The sequence below is a fragment of the Desertivibrio insolitus genome, assembly GCF_017355965.1.
In the GTDB taxonomy this organism is placed as follows: Bacteria; Actinomycetota; Actinomycetes; order Actinomycetales; family Microbacteriaceae; genus JAFIQW01.
In genome coordinates, this window is record NZ_JAFIQW010000003.1 from 538210 (window position 1) to 555764 (window position 17555).

Genomic DNA, 17555 nt, shown 5'->3' on the forward strand with positions numbered 1-17555 from the left:
GACGATACCCGCCCCGTACTGCCAGCACCGGACTGTTTTCCGGGACGGGGCTTGACCCTGACGTAGCGTCAGCCCTTCACGCTCGTCGTCATGACCACTTCAACCATCTCGGTGCGGGGCATCGAGAAGTCCTACAAAGACCTGCACGTGCTGCGGGGCGTCGACCTCGACGTCCAGCGCGGCACCGTCTTCGCACTGCTCGGCTCGAACGGTGCCGGCAAGACGACCCTCGTGAAGATCCTCTCGACGCTGCTCGAGGCGGACGCCGGATCGGCATCCGTCGCGGGGCTCGACGTCGCCGCGCAGGCGGCGGAGGTGCGCGAGGCGATCAGTCTCACCGGGCAGTTCGCCGCCGTCGACGAGCGGCTCACCGGGCGCGAGAACCTCGTGCTCATCGCGCGGCTGCGTCACCTCCGCGGGCCCGGCGCGGTCGCCGACGAGCTGCTCGCGCGCTTCTCGCTCACCGAGGCGAGCGGACGCAAGGTCGCGACGTACTCGGGCGGCATGCGCCGACGGCTCGACATCGCGATGAGTCTCATCGGCGATCCCGCGGTCATCTTCCTCGACGAGCCCACGACCGGGCTCGATCCGGAGGCCCGGCAGGAGGTGTGGGAGACCGTACGGCAGCTCGTCGGCAAGGGCACGACAGTACTGCTCACCACGCAATACCTCGAAGAGGCCGAGCAGCTCGCGGACCGCATCGCGATCCTGCACCGCGGCCGGATCATCGTCGACGGCACGCTGGCCGAGCTCAAGCAGCTGCTGCCGGCGGCGACCGTCGAGTACGTCGAGAAGCAGCCCAGCCTCGAGCAGGTGTTCTTCGCCCTCACGGGCGAGCACGCCGACGACGCGGTCGACGCCGCGCAGGAACGGAAGTAGAGGAACGACCATGGCAACGAATCTCGTCGGCGACACCGCCGTGCTCACCGGGCGCTCGCTCACACACATCGTGCGGAGCCCTGACACCATCATCACGACCGCCGTCACGCCGATCGCGATCATGCTGCTGTTCGTCTACGTGTTCGGCGGCGCCATCGACACCGGCGGCGCGACCGAGTCGTACGTCGGCTACCTGCTGCCCGGCATCCTGCTCATCACGGTTGCCTCCGGTATCTCGTACACGGCCTACCGGCTGTTCCTCGACATGCAGGGCGGGATCTTCGAGCGGTTCCAGTCGATGCCGATCGCCCGCGCGTCGGTGCTCTGGGCGCACGTGCTCACCTCGGTCATCGCCAACCTGGTGTCGCTGGTGCTCGTCGTCGGGGTCGCGCTGGTCATGGGCTTCCGCACCGGAGCGGACGTCGGCGGATGGCTCGCGGTGCTCGGCATCATGACGCTCTTCACCCTCGCGCTGACCTGGCTCGCGGTGATCCCCGGACTCACCGCCGGGTCGGTCGAGGGCGCGAGCGCGTTCTCGTACCCGCTGATCTTCCTGCCCTTCATCAGCTCCGCCTTCGCGCCCACCGACTCGATGCCGGGGCCGGTGCGCTGGTTCGCCGAGCACCAACCGGTGACCTCGATCGTCGACTCGATCCGCGCGATCTTCGCCGGGCGGCCCGTCGGCGGTGAGCTGTGGATCGCCCTGGCGTGGTGCGTCGGGATCCTCCTGGTGGCGTTCGCGCTCGCGATGCTCACCTATCGCCGGAAGATCTCCTGAGCGGGTCTCGCCGCGCGGGGTGCGAGAGGGGCAGGATCGGACCGTGCTGACCATCAGTCAACTCGCCGCCTACGCCGGGGTCACCGTGCGCGCGGTACGGCACTACCACCAGATCGGCTTGCTGCCGGAGCCGGAGCGCGACCGGTCGGGGTACCGCCGGTACGGCGCGCACGCCGTGGTGTCGCTCGTGAAGATCGCGACCCTCGCCGACGCCGGCGTGCCTCTCGCGGAGATCGCCGACCTCGTGAGGGCGGACGAGGCGACCTTCGCCGCGGCGGTGGGACGGATCGACAGGCGGCTGCGCGACGAGATCGCGAAGCTCGAGCGCAGCCGCACGTCGATCGCCCGGCTCGCCGCGGGCGACGCGCTGCTGCTGCCGCCCGAGGTGGTCGCCTACCTCAAGCGACTGCGCGAGCTCGGCGTCTCCGGTCCGGTGATCGAGGGCGAGCGCGACGGCTGGATCCTCATGGCCGCGCGTTGGCCCGAGCGGGTGCGCGACTGGATGCCCGGCAAGCTCGCCTCGCTCGAGGACCCGCGGATCGTGCGGCTCTACCGGGTGCTCTCGCAGTTGTTCGACACGAGCGAGCTCGACGAGCCGCTGATGGCGGAGGCGGCGGACCTCATGGCGGCGCTCGCCGAGGAGGCGTGGCAGGCGGGCCAGCGCTCGATCGACCCGGCGGAGGAGGACACGGTGCCCTTCGACCTGCTGGAGCTGCTCGCCCTCGAGACGGATCCCCGCGCCATCCGGATGGTCGAGCTCATGCGCGAGCGCGGCTGGGACGGGTGGACGCGGCTCGAGAAGGTGCCGCCCTCGCCCGGCGTGATGCGCTGACGGCATCCGCCCGCCGCTCTCGTCAGCCGAGCCAGCGGCGCCAGCGGGACATCCCCGGGTCCGGGTCGGGCGCCTCGCCGAGGGACCGGGCTGCCTCGGCGAGGTCGGCGGCGGTCAGCGTGGTGACGTCGCCCGCGTCGAGCGAGTCGAGGCTCCGGTCCGGGTCGCCCGCCAGCCGCAGTGCCTGCCGGTTGAGCGACTGCTCGAACAGGGTGCGGGCGAAGCGCGCGTTGCCCGAGTCCTCGCCGGCGTGCAGGCCGGTCAGGATGCGGCGGAGCGTCTGCTCGGCATCCGGTTCGAGCGTGTACTCGTGCTGCGCGACGATGTTGTGGAAGATCGCCTGCAGCTGGTCGACGGAGTAGTCGGGGAACGTGATCTCGCGCGCGAACCGCGAGCGCAGGCCCGGGTTCGAGAGCAGGAACGACTCCATGAGCCGCGGGTAGCCGGCCACGATCACGACGAGGCGGTGGCGGTGGTCCTCCATCCGCTTGAGCAGCACCTCGATCGCCTCGGGGCCGAAATCCATGCGGCCGTCCTCGGGCGCGAGCGCGTAGGCCTCGTCGATGAACAGCACGCCGTCGAGGGCCCGGCGGATGACCCGGTCGGTCTTCAGCGCCGTCGCGCCGACGTACTGCCCGACCAGGCCCGAGCGGTCGACCTCGACGAGGTGGCCCTTCTTCAGCAGGCCGACGGCCCGGTACATCTCGGCGAGCAGGCGAGCGACCGTGGTCTTGCCGGTGCCCGGGTTGCCGAGGAACACCAGATGCTGCGACGTCGCGACCTCGGGCAGACCGTGCTCCTTGCGGCGCGCCTGCACCTGCAGGAACGCGACGAGCGCTCGCACCTGCTCCTTGACCGTCTCGAGCCCGACGAGCGCGTCGAGCTCGGCCTGGATCTTCGACAGCGGGCGGGCCGGCACCGGCCGGGCGGGGAGGAGGTCGCCGACGAGCTCGTCGACCCGCTCGAGGCCGGGCTTCTTCAGCTGGTCGGTCAGGTGACCGACAGCCTCTCGGAGGTCCTTCAGCGGTTCACGCCTGGCGGCCATGCGGGCAGCCTAGTCCCGCTGTTTCCGAGACCGCCGGGTCGGTTCAGGCAGCGCAGTCGATGCACGTGCGGGCGGCAGGCCGAGCGAGCAGCCGAGCCTGCGCTATCGCGCGGCCGCAGCGCTCGCACCGTCCGTAGTCGCCCTCGTCGATGCGGGCCAGGGCGTGATCGACGTCGGCGAGATGATCCACGGATGCCGCGAGCAGCGCGCCCGCCTGGGATCGCTCGTACGCGATGGTCGCGCCTTCGGGGTCGTGCTCGTCGTCCGTCGATGTGAACGAAGCCGCCTCGACGATCGCGGCCACGTTCCGCTGCAGCGCCGCGATGCGCGCCGTGGTGAGGTCGCGATCGGCGAGCAGTGCGTCCCGCAGCGCCACGAGGTCGGGGGTGTCGCCGCTCATCCGCCCATGCTGATCTCGGGATGCACTCCTGCGGGCACCGGGAACCACCCGAGGAAGGTGACGCCCTCCTCGGTCGCGTCGAAGCGGTCGATGCGCTGGCCGCCCGGCTCGAAGAAGACCTCTCCCGCTCGCAGCAAACGTGTCTCGCCGCCGTCCACCTGCAGGTGCGCGGACCCGGCCTCGACGACGCCGAAGACCGGTCCGTTGTGGGTGTGCGCCCCGGCGGCGACGGAGGGCGCCATCGTGATGCGCCGCACCTCGACGTGCGCGAACGAGGCGGAGTCGCCCAGCACGTGGTCGTCGAGCGTCTGCCTCACCACCGGTTGTCCGTCCATGCACTGATGTTGGCACTGATCCGCGCCCGCGCGCCCGCTGACGTCCCTACCGTGAACTCGACCCGCGACCCGCTCTAAGGAGAACAAGTGCGCATCGCCGACTTCCCCCGGCCCGAGTCCCCGGCCGCCGTGGCCGCCTACGCGCTCGCCGCCGACTACCACTCACCGGCGCTGCTCAACCATGTGACCCGGTCGTGGCTCTGGGCGGAGGGCTTCGCCGCCCTCGAGGGCCGCCGGGGGATCGACCACGAGCTGCTCTTCGTCGCGGCGGTGCTGCACGACCTCGGACTCGCGCCCGAGTTCGACAACGTCGCCCTGCCGTACGAGGAGGCGGCCGGCCACGTCGCGGTCGCGCTGACGAGCGGCGCCGGATGGCCCGCGGCCCGGAGCCGACGCGCACTCGACGTGATCGTGCGGCACAACTGGCCCTCCGTCGACCCCGCGGTGGACGAGGAGGGCTACCTGCTCGAGATCGCGACGGCCCTCGACATCTCCGGCGCGCGCCCCGACGCCCTGCCCGCCTCGTTCGTGCGCGAGGTGCTCGAAGCGTACCCCCGCCTCTCCCTCGCGCAGGAGTTCGGCGACGAGGTCACCGAACAGGCCAGGCGGAAGCCGCACTCGGCCGCGCAGCGACTGGTCAGCGGCGGCATCCGGGAGAAGATCGCCGGGCATCCGTTCGAGCGCTGACCACCGCGTGACGACGAGCCTGTGAGCGTCCTCATGTTCGCTGCATAGCTTCGCCGAATGGGAACCGTCGTTCAGTTGGCCCGTGAAGACGCCGACGTCGCCGGCGTAGTGGAACGTCTCCGCCTCGCCGAGGCCCGGCTGCACCGGCGGCGCCAGACGATCTGCGGGCCGAGCGAGATCGACCGTGCCGCGGTCCGCTTCGTCTACCGGGCCTACGACCGGAACGAGCCGCTCACCGCGAAACAGCTCGGTCAGCTGCTCGACATCAGTTCGGCGGCGACGACCAGTCTGCTCGACCGGCTGTCGGGTGTGGGCCTGGTCACCCGCGCACCGCATCCCACCGATCGACGCGCGATCATGCTCACCCCGACGGACCGCCGGAAGGACCTCGACGCGATCGACCCCCTGTCGAAGCAGATCGCGGAGGCGGCCCGAGAGCTCGACCGCGAGCAGTCGCAGGCAGTACGCGCTTTCCTCGGTCGCGTCGTCGACCTCGTCGAGCGCGAGTGCCTGCGCGACGGGTAGCGGCGCCGTCGATGGCGGTGCTCACGCGCGCAGCGCGGGCGTCCGCTCGGCGAGCGTCGACAGCAGACGCAGTTTCTCGGCGCTCTCGCTGCCCGGCGCCGCCGTGTAGACCATGAGCCAGTGCGACTGCTCGGGGTCCATCAGCCGCTGGCAGTTGAGTTCGAGCGTCCCGACCTCCGGATGCACGAAGTGCTTCACCTCGCGCGGAACGAGGCCGACCTCGTGCTCCGCCCACAGCATCCGGAACTCCTCGCTGCGCTCGAGCAGCAGCTCGGCGAGCTCGGCGGCACGGGAGGTGGGCCCGCGCAGGGCGAGCACCTCGCGGAGCCCGGAGGTGTACAGGCGGCTCAGGAAGGCGTGCTGCTCGGGGGCGTAGAGCTCGCGCGCACCGGGGAGGGTGAACCACCGGTACCCGATGCTGCGCTCGGGTCCGGTGAAGCGAGTGGTGTCGCCCGTCAGGGCCCGCCCGAGGCTCGTCTGTTTCAGCGTCTCGCCGAGTTCGGTGACGATCTCGGCGGGCGTGTCCTCGAGCCGGTCGAGCACCCGGAGCAGGCCGGGGCCGATGTGCTCGCCCGTCACCCCGCGGGCCGGTGGCGTGTGTCCGGCGAGCCGGAAGAGGTGGTCGCGCTCCTCGCGCGACAGGTGCAGCCCCTGCGCGATCGCCGCGAGCATCGGTTCGGAGGGCTGCGGCCCACGTTCCTGCTCCAGTCGGGCGTAGTAGTCCGTCGACATGTGGCTCAGAACCGCGACCTCTTCGCGGCGCAGGCCGGAGGTGCGACGACGCTGCCCTCGCGGTAGGCCGACGTCCTCTGGCTGCAGGGACTCGCGCCTCGTGCGCAGGAACTCGGCAAGGCCGGTGCGGTCGATCACGGCTTCCCCCGTCTCGTAGGTGGGTCCTGTCTACCCTCCGAGCCGCCCGCGTAGCCACGGATCGTCGGTCCCCCCGTCGTTGGGAAGGAGCGCTCAACCGGGGATCGGCGCGCCCTGGATGCCGTTCCGGCCCTCGGCGACGGTGGAGGTCCGACCGACCCAAGGAGCAACAATGTCCCGTCATCCCATCGAACTGACCCTCCCGGACCTCACGGGACGTCGCGCCCTCGTCACCGGAGCGAGCGACGGAATGGGGCTCGGCATAGCCGCGCGCCTCGCCGCCGCCGGTGCCGAGGTCGTGATGCCCGTCCGCAATCGTGACAAAGGGGAGCGGGCAGTCGCCCGCATCCGGCAGAGCGTGCCCGGCGCCTCGCTCGCACTGCGTGACCTCGAGCTCTCCTCCCTGGCATCCGTCGCGGCGCTCGCCGACGGGCTGCTCCGGGAAGGCGCCCCGATCCACCTGCTGATCAACAACGCCGGCGTCATGGTGCCGCCGAGCCGGCAGACCACGGTCGACGGTTTCGAACTGCAGTTCGCCACCAATCACCTCGGCCACTTCGCGCTCGTCGCCCGCCTGCTCCCGCTGCTGAGCGCCGGCGGAGCCCGCGTCGTCTCGCAGGTGAGCGTCGCGGCCGCGCGGGGCTCGATCGACTGGGACGACCTCGGCGGGGAGCGTCGCTACGACGGCATGCGGGCCTACCGGCAGTCGAAGATCGCCTTCGGGTTGTTCGGGCTCGAGCTCGACCGCCGCAGCAAGGCCGAGGGCTGGGGCATCACGAGCAACCTCTCCCACCCGGGCGTCGCACCGACGAGCCTGCTCTCGGCCCGCCCGGAGATCGGCCGAGCCGGCGACACTCCGCAGGTGAGGGTCATCCGGGCGCTCTCGGCCCGCGGCATCCTGCTCGGAACGGCAGAGACGGCCGGGTTGCCGGCGCTCCTCGCCGCGACGACGCCAGAGCCGGCCGGCGGGCGGCTCTTCGGCCCCGCGGGCCCGGGGCACCTCGGCGGCCGTCCGGCCGAGCAGCCGCTGTACCGGGCGCTTCGCGACGCCGCCGAGGGACGCCGGGTGTGGGAGGTGTCCGAGCGGCTCAGCGGCGTCACCGTGCCGACGTCACCCGTGCTCGACTGAGGCCGCCGCCGCTGCGGCCCGGTCGGAGAGCACCCGTGCCGCCTCCCTCAACGGCTCGGGCCCGACGACCGTGAACGGAGCGTCGAAGCGGGCGACGGATGCCAGGACGCCGGCCCACGACCACGATCCGATCCGCACGCGGCAGGAGCCGTCCGGCAGTTCCTCGAGGTCGCCGTCGCCGAGGTAGGGCGCGACCTCCCGAGCGGGCAGGCCCAGCACCACCTCGCCGACGCAGGGCCAGCGGTCCTCGGTGTCGGAGCCCTTGAAGCGCGCGGCGAGGAACGTGGCCGCGTCGCCGGTCGGCAGCGCCCGCGGAGTGAACGGTGCCCCGACAGGCGATCGCGGTGACATCCGGTCGAGGCGGAAGGAACGCCAGTCGTGGCGCTCGAGGTCCCATGCGACGAGGTACCAGCGTCCCTCGCGCGCGACGATCGCGTGCGGCTCGACCCGGCGCGGGGAACCGGCAGCGCCGGCGTAGTCGAAGCGCAGCGTGCGTCGATCCCGCGTCGCCGTGCTCACCGCTTCGAGCACCGTCGCATCCACCGAGCCGAGCGCGACGGAGCCGGAGAAGCGGATGCCGTCGATGCGGTGCCGGAGCCGCGACGGCATCACCTGGCGCACGGTCGCGAGCGCGCGCCCCGCCGCCTCCTCGAGGTCGACGCCGGTGGACGGCGCGGCCTGCAGAGCGACGGCGATCGCGACGGCCTGCTCGTCGTCGAACAGGAGCGGGGGCAGCTCCGAGCCGGCCGACAGGCGGTAGCCGCCGTCGGGGCCCTTCGTCGCGCCGATGCGGTAGCCCATCTCGCGCAGCCGCTCGACGTCCCGGCGCACCGTGCGGGGACTGACGCCCAGGCGGTCCGCGAGCTCCTGCCCTGGCCAGTCGCGGGTGAGTTGCAGCAGCGAAAGCAGCTCGAGCATCCGTGAGGTCGTTCCGGGCACGAGACGAGTCTGCGGCAAGAAGAGGACGAAAGCTGACCGCTACCCCTGTCACGCTGGGCCGCGACGGCGATCGCCGCACGAGACGAAGGAAACCGGCATGACCATCAAGACCACCACCCACCTCAACTTCCGCGGCACGGCACGGCAGGCGCTCGAGTTCTACCAGCGTGTCTTCGGCGGGCGGCTCGTGCTCGCCACGTACGCCGACTTCGGCATGCCCGCCGAGGCGCCCGGCGCCGACCGCATCGTCTTCGGTCAGGTCGAGAGCGACGCCGGCTTCCGCGTGATGGCCTACGACGTGCCCGGCGCCGACGCGGAGCTGCCGCGTGCGACGACGCGCCGGGAGAACGGCACGACCGTCACCGACGATCGCTTCTTCGTGTCGGTGCGCGCGACCTCGCTCGACGAGGTCGAGGGGTACTGGCAGAAGCTCGCCGATGGCGCGTCCGTGCTCGAGCCTCTCGCCGCCTCGGCGTGGACCCCGGGGTTCGGCATGCTGACCGACCGCTTCGGCGTGACGTGGGTGCTCGACGTCGAGGCGCCCTTCGCGGGCTGATGCGACGCGGCGGCGGGCTCGACCCCGAGTCCGCCGCCGGGTCGCCCTAGCATCGGCCTCATGCTCACCGGACTCAGCGCGTTCCCTCTCACCCCGCTGCGCGACGACGAGCTCGACGAGCACGCGTTCGCGTCGCTCATCGAGGATCTCGTGAACGCCGGGGTCGACTCGATCGGCGCGCTCGGGTCGACCGGGTCATACGCCTACCTCGACCGCACAGAACGGCGGCGCGTCGCACAACTCGCGGTGACGCACGCGGGGGAGGTGCCGGTCGTCGTCGGCATCGGGGCGACGCGCACCGCACACGTGCAGGCGCTCGCCGACGACGCGCAGGAGGCGGGTGCGAGCGCGGTGCTGCTCGCGCCCGTCTCCTATCAGCGGCTCACCGACGACGACGTGTTCGGGCTGTACGAGGACGTCACGGCGGGGCTGTCGGTGCCGCTCGTCGTGTACGACAACCCCGGCACCACGCACTTCCAGTTCAGCGATCAGCTCTACGCGGCCATCGCCGCGCTGCCGAACGTCGCGTCCATCAAGATCCCCGGCGTCCCTGCCGATCCGGATGCCGCCGCTGAGCGCATCGCGACGATCCGCGCCGTCGTGCCCTCGACCGTCACGATCGGCGTCTCCGGCGACGCGATGGCCGCGACCGGGCTCTCCGCCGGCTGCGACGCCTGGTACTCGGTCATCGCCGGCACCCTCCCGCACGCCGCCCGCACCATCGCCGATCCGGCGATCGCAGGAGACGCGGATGCCGCCCGTGCCGCGTCGGCGCGACTCCAGCCCCTGTGGGACCTCTTCCGCGAGCACGGCAGCCTGCGGGTGACCGCCGCGATCGCCGAGCAGCTGGGGCTCGTGACGCAGAACTGCCTCCCTCGGCCCATCCGCGGCCTCGACGCCCGAGCCCGCTCGACGGTGCGCTCGACCGTCGACGAATTGCGCCTGAGCTGACGCGTCGGCAAGGGGGTGCCGCCACCCCCTTGCCACTTCGCGGACAGCGGTCCAGGATGACGAGCAGCCGCCCATCTTTGGAAGCCGATGACCCGCTACATCGCCGCCCTCGCCGTAGCAGCTGCCACTCTCGCTGCTCCCGGCTGCGCCGGCGCGACCTCCGCTGCCTGCATGAGCTGGGCGGACTACTCGGGCGAGCCAGACCTGCGCCGTGACGCACAGGCGATCGTGATCGTCGATCAGGTGATGGATGCCGGGCTCGCCCGGATCGGCGACGCCAACGCCGACGCGTACGACGTCGTCATCCGTTCCGTTGAGAAGGGTGACCTCGAGGTGGGGGAGACCATCAGGGTGGTCGCGACCGCCGACGGCTGCGGGCCCGAGCGGTACCCGGAGGGCGACCCCTTCGAGCGACTCGAGCCGCCCCTGCGCCTCTACCTGGTGCCCGAGGGCGACGTCTGGCGAACGCTCACTCCGCTCGACGGGGTCGAACCCGCCTGACCCGGGCCGCAGCGGTCACCCTGCGCACTTGTCACCGGAATGCGCAGTGAGAGCTGCGCACCCCGGCAAGAGCTGCGCAGCTCGTGGTCAGCGAGGGGGCACGCACCGCGGCCTACAGCAGCGGCTGCACGTTCTCGCCCCAGACATCCGCCCCGAGCTTGAGGATGAGCGCGAACACCACGACGAGGAACGCGATCCGGATGAATCGGCTGCCGCGTTCCACGGCCATGCCCGCGCCGATGCGGCTGCCGAGCACGTTGGCGGCGGCGAGGATGAGGCCGAGCCCCCAGAACACCGAGCCGTGCGGGATGAAGAAGAGCAGTGCGCCGAGGTTGGTGGCGAAGTTCACGATCTTCGCCTTCGCGCTGGCCTGCAGGAAGTCGTAGCCGAGCGCCGTCACGAGCGCGATGACGAGGAAGGTGCCGGTGCCGGGGCCGAGCACGCCGTCGTAGACGCCGAGCAGGGCGCCGATCGCGACGGCGGTGCCGTAGTGCTTGGCGCCCTGATGCCGCAGCGCGAGTTCCGCGCCGAGCGTCGGCCGGGCGAGGGTGACGGCGGCGACCGCGACGAGGGCCACGACGATGATCGGCTTGAACGCCGCCGCGGGGATCGTCGCCGCGATGGACGCCCCGGCGAAGCTGCCGACGAGGGCGACGACCGCGATCGGGATCGCCGTGCGCAGGTCGGGCTTGGCCCGGGCGTAGTAGGTGAGGCTGCTCGCCCCGGTGCCGAAGATCGAGGCGAGCTTGTTGGTCGCGAGGGCCTGCACGGGCGTGATCCCGGGCACGAGCAGCAGCGCGGGCAGCTGCAGCAGCCCGCCGCCGCCGACGACCGCGTCGACCCATCCGGCCGCGGCCGCGGCGAGGATCAGCAGGACGAGCAGTTCCAGCCGGAGGCCGTCGGGCACGAGCCCGTCGGGCAGCACGGCGGAGACATCCATCGCCTCAATCATCCCCGACCGGGAAGGCGCCGCCGCGGTCAGAGCAGTGCGGCGACCGTCTCCGCGATGCCGCGCAACCACTCGGCGGTGAGCCCGCGGTCGGCCGCGGTGAGCCAGGCGACCGCTCCCTGCAGCGCCGCGACGGCGACCAGGGGGACGGCCGTCGCGGGTCGGCGCGCGGCCGGCTGCAGCACGATCGCCGCGAGCGTCATCACGAGGAACGTCGTTCCGGCGGCCTCAATGGGCAGGACCCCGACGACGAACCCGCTGAGCACGCCGGCGAAGAGCAGCACGGCGGCGCCGATCGCGCGGGGCTGACGCCCGACCACGGCGGCGAGCAGCGAGCAGGCGAGGGATGCCGCGAGCAGCCAGCCCGTGGGGCTCCCCGAGAGGCCGAGCAGGGCTTGCCCTCTCGCCCCCGCGCCCTCGAGATCGACCACGTGCACCCACGCGAACGGGTCGCCCAGGAACACGATCGAGAGCAGCCCGACCGCCCCCAGCACCGACGCGGTGGGGAAGATCACGATGAGCGCGTTGGCGAAGCGCACCCCGCGCTCGCCGCGGCGAGCGAGCTCGAGGAACGTCGACATCGCGGCGGCGAGCACCGCGTAGACGACGCCGAGCGGCGACGAGAGCGTGGCGAGCAGCAGCAGCATCCCGGCGCGGAAGCCGGACTGGGTGTTGCGCCAGACCACGAAGCGGTGCAGGTGGGCGAGCGCGAGCCCGAAGAATGCGGTGCCGAGGAAGCCTTCGAGGTTCGTCGTGGCGTTGTAGAAGAACAGTGGATTCGCGGCAAGGGCGGCGAGCTGCACGACGATGAGCGGCAGCGGCATCCGGCGCTGCTTCAGCAACTGCACGAGCTCGGTGAGCACGATGCCGGCGGCGAACGCGCCGATGAGCGCGAGCGCGACCGGCCCGCCGGGCGCGACCGCCGCGGCGACCAGCGTGGTGAGCGGCGGATAGAGGAGGCCGAGCCACGAGACATCCGCCCGGTCGAGCGGGATCTGGGCGACGCGCTCGAGCAGCGCGGCGTTCACGGTGCCGGTGGTGGCGGGGGAGGAGAGCATCGCGATCGCGAAGACCGGGGCCGCGAGCGCGAACCAGAGGGCGATGCGGCCGAGCGCGGTGCCCGGGAAGGCGGCGATCCTCGCGCGCTCCTCGACGACCTGTCGACGGGTGGGTGCGCCGAACCCCGGCGCGAGCTCAGCCGCTGACATGAGTGGTGAGGCCATGCTCGGTCTTCTCCCAGTAGTGCGGCTTCGTGATCAGCTGCCACAGCCCCTTGTACGAGGCGATCGAGTGCAGCACCCAGTAGACGGGGTTGAGCAGTGACCAGAGCACGAGGTTGAACGAGCCGCGCTTGTAGGGGCCCATCATCGACAGGTAGACCATGACCCCGTTGCCGATGCAGAAGTTGAAGAGGCAGATCCAGAGCAGCCAGACCGGGAAGAACGGCGCCAGCAGGCCGGCCGGGATGAACAGGGTCACCGCCGTCACGACGTAGAACGGGATGACGCCGAGGAAGGTCAGCGGTGTGCCGGCGATCAGCAGCGCGAACGCGGCGAACCGCTTGACCCCGATCTCGCGGATCAGCTGCAGCGGCGCCCTGGCATGCACGAGCGAGGTCTGCATGTAGCCCTTGATCCACCGGCTGCGCTGGCGGATGAAGTTGGGGATGGAGGTGTTCGCCTCCTCCATCGTCGTCGAGTCGATGACGCCGACGCGGTAGCCGAGGGCACTCGCGCGGATGCCGAGGTCGGCGTCCTCCGTGACGTTGTACGGGTCCCAGCCGCCGAGCTCGACGAGGGCGTCCGTGCGGAAGTGGTTGGAGGTGCCGCCGAGCGGGATCGGGAGGTCGAGCACGTCGAGCCCGGCGAGCATGTAGTCGAACCAGTAGCTGTACTCGAGCGTGAACATCCGCGTGAGCGGGTTCTCGGTGGCGTTGAAGTAGTTGAGCGCCGCCTGCACGCAGATCGTCTTCTCGCCCGAGCGCTGGAACGCGATGTACGCCTTCTTCAGCTGGTCGGGGTCGGGGGTGTCCTCGGCGTCGTAAATGACGAGGTACTCGCCGGAGGAGAAGTACAGGCCGACGTTGCATGCGCGCGGCTTCGTCTGCGGACTGCCCTTCGGAATCGTCACGACGTGGAAGTTCGGCGGCGGGTTCGCGCCCTCGATGGCCTCGCGGGTCTCGTGGTCCTCCTCCTCGATGAGGATCAGCACCTCGAGCTTCTCGGCGGGCCAGTCGATAGCGCCGAGGTTGCCGACGAGCTGCGCGACGATGTTGGCCTCGCGGAACACGGGCACGAGCACCGTGTACATCGGCAGCTCGCGTTCGTCGAGCGCGTCGATGTCGCGCCGCGAGATCCGCTCGACGACGTCGAAGCGGGCGCCCGTCATCGCGACGAGGAACTTGAACAGGGTGCCGGCGAGGAACACGAGGCTCGCCAGGGTGAGCAGTCCGATCACCGTGGGCACGGGCCAGACCACGAGCAGCACGAGGGCGAGGAAGGTGCCGAGGAGGAGGCCCGCCTTCTGGCTGCGGGAGAAGGTGGTGCGCGCGGAGATGCGCGGGTTCTGGCGGAACAGCTCGTTCGCCGCGTCATCCGCGATCTCGCCGCCGTAGACGCGCGAGACCGCCGTCTTGATCTCCCACGACGTCGCGACGGCGAACTCCACCGGAGCCTGCAGCGCCCCGCTGATCGCCGCCTCGCGTTCGGGCAGGGGCTCCCGCGCCGTGGCGACGAGCACGGCCCCGTTCGGCGTGTAGCCGACGGGCATCCAGCTCTCCTCGAGGTAGCGCTGGCCCCGGATGCGACGGATCAGCTCGCTGTCGAGCGACGCCTCCTGCAGGTCGATCGGTTCGAGGTCCCAGGCGAGGCCCATGACCCCCAGCAGCTCGGACGGGTCGACCATGCCGAGGCTGACGAGGATCTCGTCGATGTGCGACCCGGTGCGCTCCTTCACCGCACGCGCCATTTGCAGCTGCTCGGGCGTGATCAGGCCGGAGATGAGCAGCAGCTCGGCGTACGAGGCCGACTCCTCGAGCAGAGGCTCGGCGATCGGGAGGAACGCGGCGCTCGGCTCCTCGGTCGTGGGAGCCGACTCCTGAGGGAGTGTGCCGACAGCGGTGGGAATCATCGTCCCGATCTTCCGACCGGTGGATGCCTCGGGCCCAGTCCCAGTACGGGGTACAGCCATGTCCCCCTAAATGAGGATCAGTCGGCTGAGGCAGCCCGCCGAACGAGATCGGCGATCTGCTGCTCCTCGCGCGCACCGAGGCTCGTGATCGCCCAGCTCGTCGGCCACATCGTGCCCTCCTCGAGGTTCGCCTCCTCCTGGAAGCCGAGCGTCGAGTAGCGCGTGCCGAACTTGGCGGCGGCCTGGAAGAACACGACGACCTTGCCGTCGGCATTCGCCCACGCGGGCTGCCCGTACCAGGTCTTGGGCGCGAGCTGCGGGGCGACCTCGGTGACGATCGCGTGGATGCGCTCGGCGATCACGCGCTGGTCGTCGGGCATCTCGGCGATCTTCTCGAGCAGGTCCTCGAGCGCCGCGGCCGCCTTCTTGCCGCCCTTCTCCGCCCGCAGCTCCGCGGCGCGCTCCTTGATCGCGGCGCGCTCGACGTCGGTGAACCCTCCGGTGCCGGTCTCGGTCATTCCGTTGCCCCTTCGCTCGTCTTCGGCTGGTGGCTCGATGCTATGGATGCGCGGGCTTCGGGCGCTTCTCCGAATCTGCTCGATGCGGCGGCGCGTCAGCCGGGGTGCTCGGCCGCGAGCACCTGCTCCTCGGGCAGCGCCCGGCGTCCGCCGCGTTGCGCGGCCGCGCCGGCGAGCACGACGAGCAGGATGCCCGCGAGCTGCACGACCGACGGCCGCTGGTGCAGCACGATCAGCCCGAGCACGAGTCCCATCGCGGGCTCCAGTGCCATGAGTGTGCCGAACGCCGTCGGCGTCATCCGGCGGAGCGCGAGCATCTCGAGCGCGAACGGCAGCACGGGCAGCAGCACCGCGAGGCCCGCCGCCGTCACAAGCACGCCGAGGTCGAGGTGCCCGATCGCCTGCGGAATGCCCACGATCGCCGCGGTCGCCGCCGCGACGGGAATGGTCAGCGAGAGCGCGCCGATGCCGCTGAAGCGGTCGCCGACGTGCTGGGTCAGCACGATGTAGACGCCCCAGCCGACCGCGGCGAGGGCGGCGAACGCGATGCCGAGCAGGTCGACCTCGCCGTGCCACGGCTCCGTGAGGAGCACGACGCCGACGAGCGCGAGCGCCGGCCAGACGAGTGCGCGCCGGTTGCCGCTGCGGATGGCGGCGACGGAGAGCGGGCCGAGGAACTCGATCGCCACCGCGGTGCCGAGCGGAATGCGCTCGAGCGCGGAGAGGAAACCGACCGTGACGAGCCCGGTCGTGACGCCGAGGCCGACGAGGGCGGGCACGTCGGCGCGGCGCACCGAGCGCAGCGGCGGGCGGGCGATCAGGAGGAAGATCACCGCGCCCATGCTGAGTCTCAGCCAGGCGGTGCCGGCCGTGCCGACCTCGCCGATCAGCCCCACCGAGAGTGCCGAGCCGAGCTGCACCGACGCCATCGCGGCGACGGCGAGCAGCCAGGGCGGCATGCCCGCCGGCAGTCGCAGGGGCGTCACGGCGTGCCCGCGAGAACGCGCCGCGCGATCGCGACGTCGGGCCCGAGGCGGGCGAGCTGCTCCGTGAGTTCGTCGGTCGCCCGCTCGAGCTCGTCGTCGGTGAGCGGGGCGAGCGCATCGAGGATGAAGAGCGCAGTCGTCGTGTCGTCGCGCAACTGCGTGCGCCGGCCCTGCCGCCAGTTCCAGCGGCGGCAGGTCACGCCGGCGTCGTCGCACCACACGACCTCGCCGGGTTCCGGATGCTCGATCACCGGCTCGCCGCCCGCGACCGTGTCGAAGGGCTCGTCGCCCGTCGCGCGGACGAGCCGGGGCGCGCCCTCGTACCGCGTCAGATCCTCGCCGCCGAGCGGGATCGCGTGCAGCACCGAGATCGCGTTGTAGGTGTCGGTGAGCCGGTTGACGCGGGGGAGCCCGGTCGCGGCTCGGCGCAGCAGCGCCTCGACGCTGTTGCGGGTGCGCTGCGGCTTCGCCCCGAACGCGCGGTACGCCTCCCGCCAGGCGGCGACGTGCGGCAGTTCGTCGACGGATGTCTCGTGCAGGGCGTCCCGAGCGGCGCTCTCTGCGCGCTGCAGCAGCGCCTCGCTCGCCGCGTCGCTCGCGCCGGGCTCGATCCCGGCCACGGCGAGCAGCCCCGCTCGGTAGTCGGGTCGCAGCTCGAACACCGCGGGCTGCACCACGGCGGCGTCGAGCACGTGCTGCAGGGTCGCCGCGTCAGTCATCCGTCGCCTCCGAGTGGGTGCCCGGTCCGACGCCGGGCTCGAACACCGTGAGGGTGAAGCGCGCGGGGGCGGCGCTCTCGTTGGCGTAGGAGTGCGGGGCGTCGCCCGGGAACGCGGCGGCGTCACCCGCGCCGAGCACGAGTGTCTCGCCGCCGGCCTCGACCGTGATCGTGCCCTCCTGCACCTGCAGCAGCTCTCGGGTGCGGGGCGAGTGCGCCTCGCTCGTGCGCCGGTCGCCGGGCTGCAGCGTCCAGTCCCACAGCTCGACGAGCTCCGGCGGCTCGGTGCTCGCGACGAGCACGCCGCGGCCGCCCGCGTCCCCGCTCCAGAGCACGGCGCCGTCGCCCGCCCTGGTCATCCGCACCGCCGCCGTCGACGGCGGCTCGACGAGGGCGGGCAGCGCGATGCCGAGCGCCGCGCTGATCCGCAGCAGGCTGCCGACGCTCGGGTTCGCGTCGCCCTGCTCGATCTTGATCAGGGAGCGCCGGCTGAGCCCGGATGCCTCGGCGAGTCGGTCGAACGTCCAGCGGCGAGCCTGGCGCTCCTGCCGGACGCGCTCGCCGATGGCGGATGCCAGGGCGCTCGTGCTCGTATCCATGAGTGCAGCGTAATGCACTGAAAGTGCAGCCGCCGTCGCCCCTATCGTGCGACGGGCGGCTCACCCCGGAGGGTGGCCGCCCGTGGCATCCGTCTCGCGGCTAGCCCGCGACGCGGATCAGCTTGCGGTTGACGAATTCTTCGACGGCGGATCGGCCGAGTTCGCGGCCGAAGCCGGAGCGTTTGGTGCCGCCGAAGGGGAGGTCGGGGGCGTCGCCGAGGACGAGGTT

Annotated in this window: 22 protein-coding genes; 9 read left to right on the forward strand and 13 right to left on the reverse strand. The window is 71.8% G+C overall.

The window, feature by feature from the left end; all coding sequences use genetic code 11:
* Window positions 1-90 precede the first annotated feature (90 nt).
* The 3 genes from JUB10_RS09405 to JUB10_RS09415 are packed head-to-tail and all read left to right on the forward strand — an operon-like array spanning window position 91 to window position 2489.
* On the forward strand, window positions 91-879 hold the full coding sequence (locus JUB10_RS09405; RefSeq protein ID WP_207455863.1) for an ABC transporter ATP-binding protein: 789 nt from the start codon (window positions 91-93) through the stop codon (window positions 877-879).
* Between the two features lie 10 nt (window positions 880-889).
* Window positions 890-1657, forward strand: a complete 768-nt coding sequence (locus JUB10_RS09410; RefSeq protein ID WP_207455865.1) for an ABC transporter permease — start codon at window positions 890-892, stop codon at window positions 1655-1657.
* Window positions 1658-1700: 43 nt separating this feature from the next.
* Window positions 1701-2489 carry a MerR family transcriptional regulator gene (locus JUB10_RS09415; protein ID WP_207455867.1) on the forward strand — a complete coding sequence of 263 codons (789 nt, stop codon included), beginning with the start codon at window positions 1701-1703 and terminating at the stop codon, window positions 2487-2489.
* Window positions 2490-2511: 22 nt separating this feature from the next.
* Here the strand turns inward: JUB10_RS09415 and JUB10_RS09420 are convergent, their stop codons facing one another.
* The 3 genes from JUB10_RS09420 to JUB10_RS09430 are packed head-to-tail and all read right to left on the reverse strand — an operon-like array spanning window position 2512 to window position 4269.
* Window positions 2512-3534, reverse strand: coding sequence for an AAA family ATPase (locus tag JUB10_RS09420; RefSeq protein WP_207455873.1), 1023 nt, complete (start codon window positions 3532-3534; stop codon window positions 2512-2514).
* Window positions 3535-3577: 43 nt separating this feature from the next.
* A complete protein-coding gene (locus JUB10_RS09425) occupies window positions 3578-3934 on the reverse strand; it encodes a TraR/DksA family transcriptional regulator (protein ID WP_207455874.1) in 357 nt (118 codons plus the stop codon).
* Window positions 3931-4269 (reverse strand): cupin domain-containing protein, encoded by a 339-nt coding sequence (locus tag JUB10_RS09430; RefSeq protein WP_207455879.1) that lies wholly within the window; start codon window positions 4267-4269, stop codon window positions 3931-3933. The genes JUB10_RS09425 and JUB10_RS09430 overlap by 4 nt, the downstream gene beginning before the upstream one ends.
* A gap of 87 nt (window positions 4270-4356) precedes the next feature.
* On the opposite strand from JUB10_RS09430, the gene JUB10_RS09435 reads away from it, so the two are divergent.
* Both JUB10_RS09435 and JUB10_RS09440 read left to right on the forward strand, forming a co-directional pair.
* A complete protein-coding gene (locus JUB10_RS09435) occupies window positions 4357-4956 on the forward strand; it encodes an HD domain-containing protein (protein ID WP_207455881.1) in 600 nt (199 codons plus the stop codon).
* A 57-nt stretch (window positions 4957-5013) separates the two neighbouring features.
* The gene (locus JUB10_RS09440) at window positions 5014-5481 is read left to right on the forward strand and encodes a MarR family winged helix-turn-helix transcriptional regulator (RefSeq protein WP_207455892.1); all 468 of its coding nucleotides are present in this window, start codon (window positions 5014-5016) and stop codon (window positions 5479-5481) included.
* Between the two features lie 21 nt (window positions 5482-5502).
* On the opposite strand, the gene JUB10_RS09445 is transcribed toward JUB10_RS09440, so the two are convergent.
* A complete protein-coding gene (locus JUB10_RS09445) occupies window positions 5503-6351 on the reverse strand; it encodes a helix-turn-helix transcriptional regulator (RefSeq protein WP_207455894.1) in 849 nt (282 codons plus the stop codon).
* Window positions 6352-6523: 172 nt separating this feature from the next.
* On the opposite strand from JUB10_RS09445, the gene JUB10_RS09450 reads away from it, so the two are divergent.
* Window positions 6524-7480 carry an SDR family oxidoreductase gene (locus JUB10_RS09450; RefSeq protein ID WP_207455896.1) on the forward strand — a complete coding sequence of 319 codons (957 nt, stop codon included), beginning with the start codon at window positions 6524-6526 and terminating at the stop codon, window positions 7478-7480.
* On the opposite strand, the gene JUB10_RS09455 is transcribed toward JUB10_RS09450, so the two are convergent.
* On the reverse strand, window positions 7463-8419 hold the full coding sequence (locus tag JUB10_RS09455) for a helix-turn-helix transcriptional regulator (RefSeq protein ID WP_207455898.1): 957 nt from the start codon (window positions 8417-8419) through the stop codon (window positions 7463-7465). The genes JUB10_RS09450 and JUB10_RS09455 overlap by 18 nt on opposite strands.
* A gap of 97 nt (window positions 8420-8516) precedes the next feature.
* Here JUB10_RS09455 and JUB10_RS09460 point away from each other — a divergent pair, with 97 nt between their 5' ends.
* The 3 genes from JUB10_RS09460 to JUB10_RS09470 all read left to right on the forward strand — a co-directional run bounded on the left by JUB10_RS09460 (window position 8517) and on the right by JUB10_RS09470 (window position 10427).
* Complete coding sequence (locus JUB10_RS09460) at window positions 8517-8975, forward strand: VOC family protein (protein WP_207455900.1); 459 nt, start codon at window positions 8517-8519, stop codon at window positions 8973-8975.
* Between the two features lie 60 nt (window positions 8976-9035).
* Window positions 9036-9926, forward strand: coding sequence for a dihydrodipicolinate synthase family protein (locus tag JUB10_RS09465; protein ID WP_207455902.1), 891 nt, complete (start codon window positions 9036-9038; stop codon window positions 9924-9926).
* Window positions 9927-10013: 87 nt separating this feature from the next.
* Window positions 10014-10427 carry a hypothetical protein gene (locus JUB10_RS09470; RefSeq protein WP_207455904.1) on the forward strand — a complete coding sequence of 138 codons (414 nt, stop codon included), beginning with the start codon at window positions 10014-10016 and terminating at the stop codon, window positions 10425-10427.
* Between the two features lie 112 nt (window positions 10428-10539).
* On the opposite strand, the gene JUB10_RS09475 is transcribed toward JUB10_RS09470, so the two are convergent.
* From JUB10_RS09475 to JUB10_RS09510, 8 genes are all read right to left on the reverse strand, one after another.
* Entirely contained in the window at window positions 10540-11367 is an 828-nt protein-coding gene (locus JUB10_RS09475; protein ID WP_207455911.1) for a TSUP family transporter, read from the reverse strand.
* Window positions 11368-11405: 38 nt separating this feature from the next.
* A complete protein-coding gene (locus JUB10_RS09480; protein WP_207455913.1) occupies window positions 11406-12599 on the reverse strand; it encodes a hypothetical protein in 1194 nt (397 codons plus the stop codon).
* On the reverse strand, window positions 12571-14505 hold the full coding sequence (locus JUB10_RS09485; protein WP_207455921.1) for a glycosyltransferase family 2 protein: 1935 nt from the start codon (window positions 14503-14505) through the stop codon (window positions 12571-12573). Before JUB10_RS09485 ends, JUB10_RS09480 begins: the two co-directional genes overlap by 29 nt.
* A gap of 77 nt (window positions 14506-14582) precedes the next feature.
* Window positions 14583-15023, reverse strand: coding sequence for an iron chaperone (locus JUB10_RS09490; protein WP_207455923.1), 441 nt, complete (start codon window positions 15021-15023; stop codon window positions 14583-14585).
* Between the two features lie 95 nt (window positions 15024-15118).
* Window positions 15119-15982 carry an EamA family transporter gene (locus JUB10_RS09495; RefSeq protein WP_207456102.1) on the reverse strand — a complete coding sequence of 288 codons (864 nt, stop codon included), beginning with the start codon at window positions 15980-15982 and terminating at the stop codon, window positions 15119-15121.
* Between the two features lie 23 nt (window positions 15983-16005).
* The gene (locus tag JUB10_RS09500) at window positions 16006-16728 is read right to left on the reverse strand and encodes a B3/B4 domain-containing protein (protein WP_207455925.1); all 723 of its coding nucleotides are present in this window, start codon (window positions 16726-16728) and stop codon (window positions 16006-16008) included.
* Complete coding sequence (locus JUB10_RS09505) at window positions 16721-17326, reverse strand: helix-turn-helix domain-containing protein (protein ID WP_207455935.1); 606 nt, start codon at window positions 17324-17326, stop codon at window positions 16721-16723. The genes JUB10_RS09500 and JUB10_RS09505 overlap by 8 nt, the downstream gene beginning before the upstream one ends.
* A 100-nt stretch (window positions 17327-17426) precedes the next feature.
* Window positions 17427-17555, reverse strand: a 129-nt coding sequence (locus JUB10_RS09510) for an aldehyde dehydrogenase family protein (RefSeq protein ID WP_207456103.1), incomplete at its 5' end; no start/stop codon positions are given.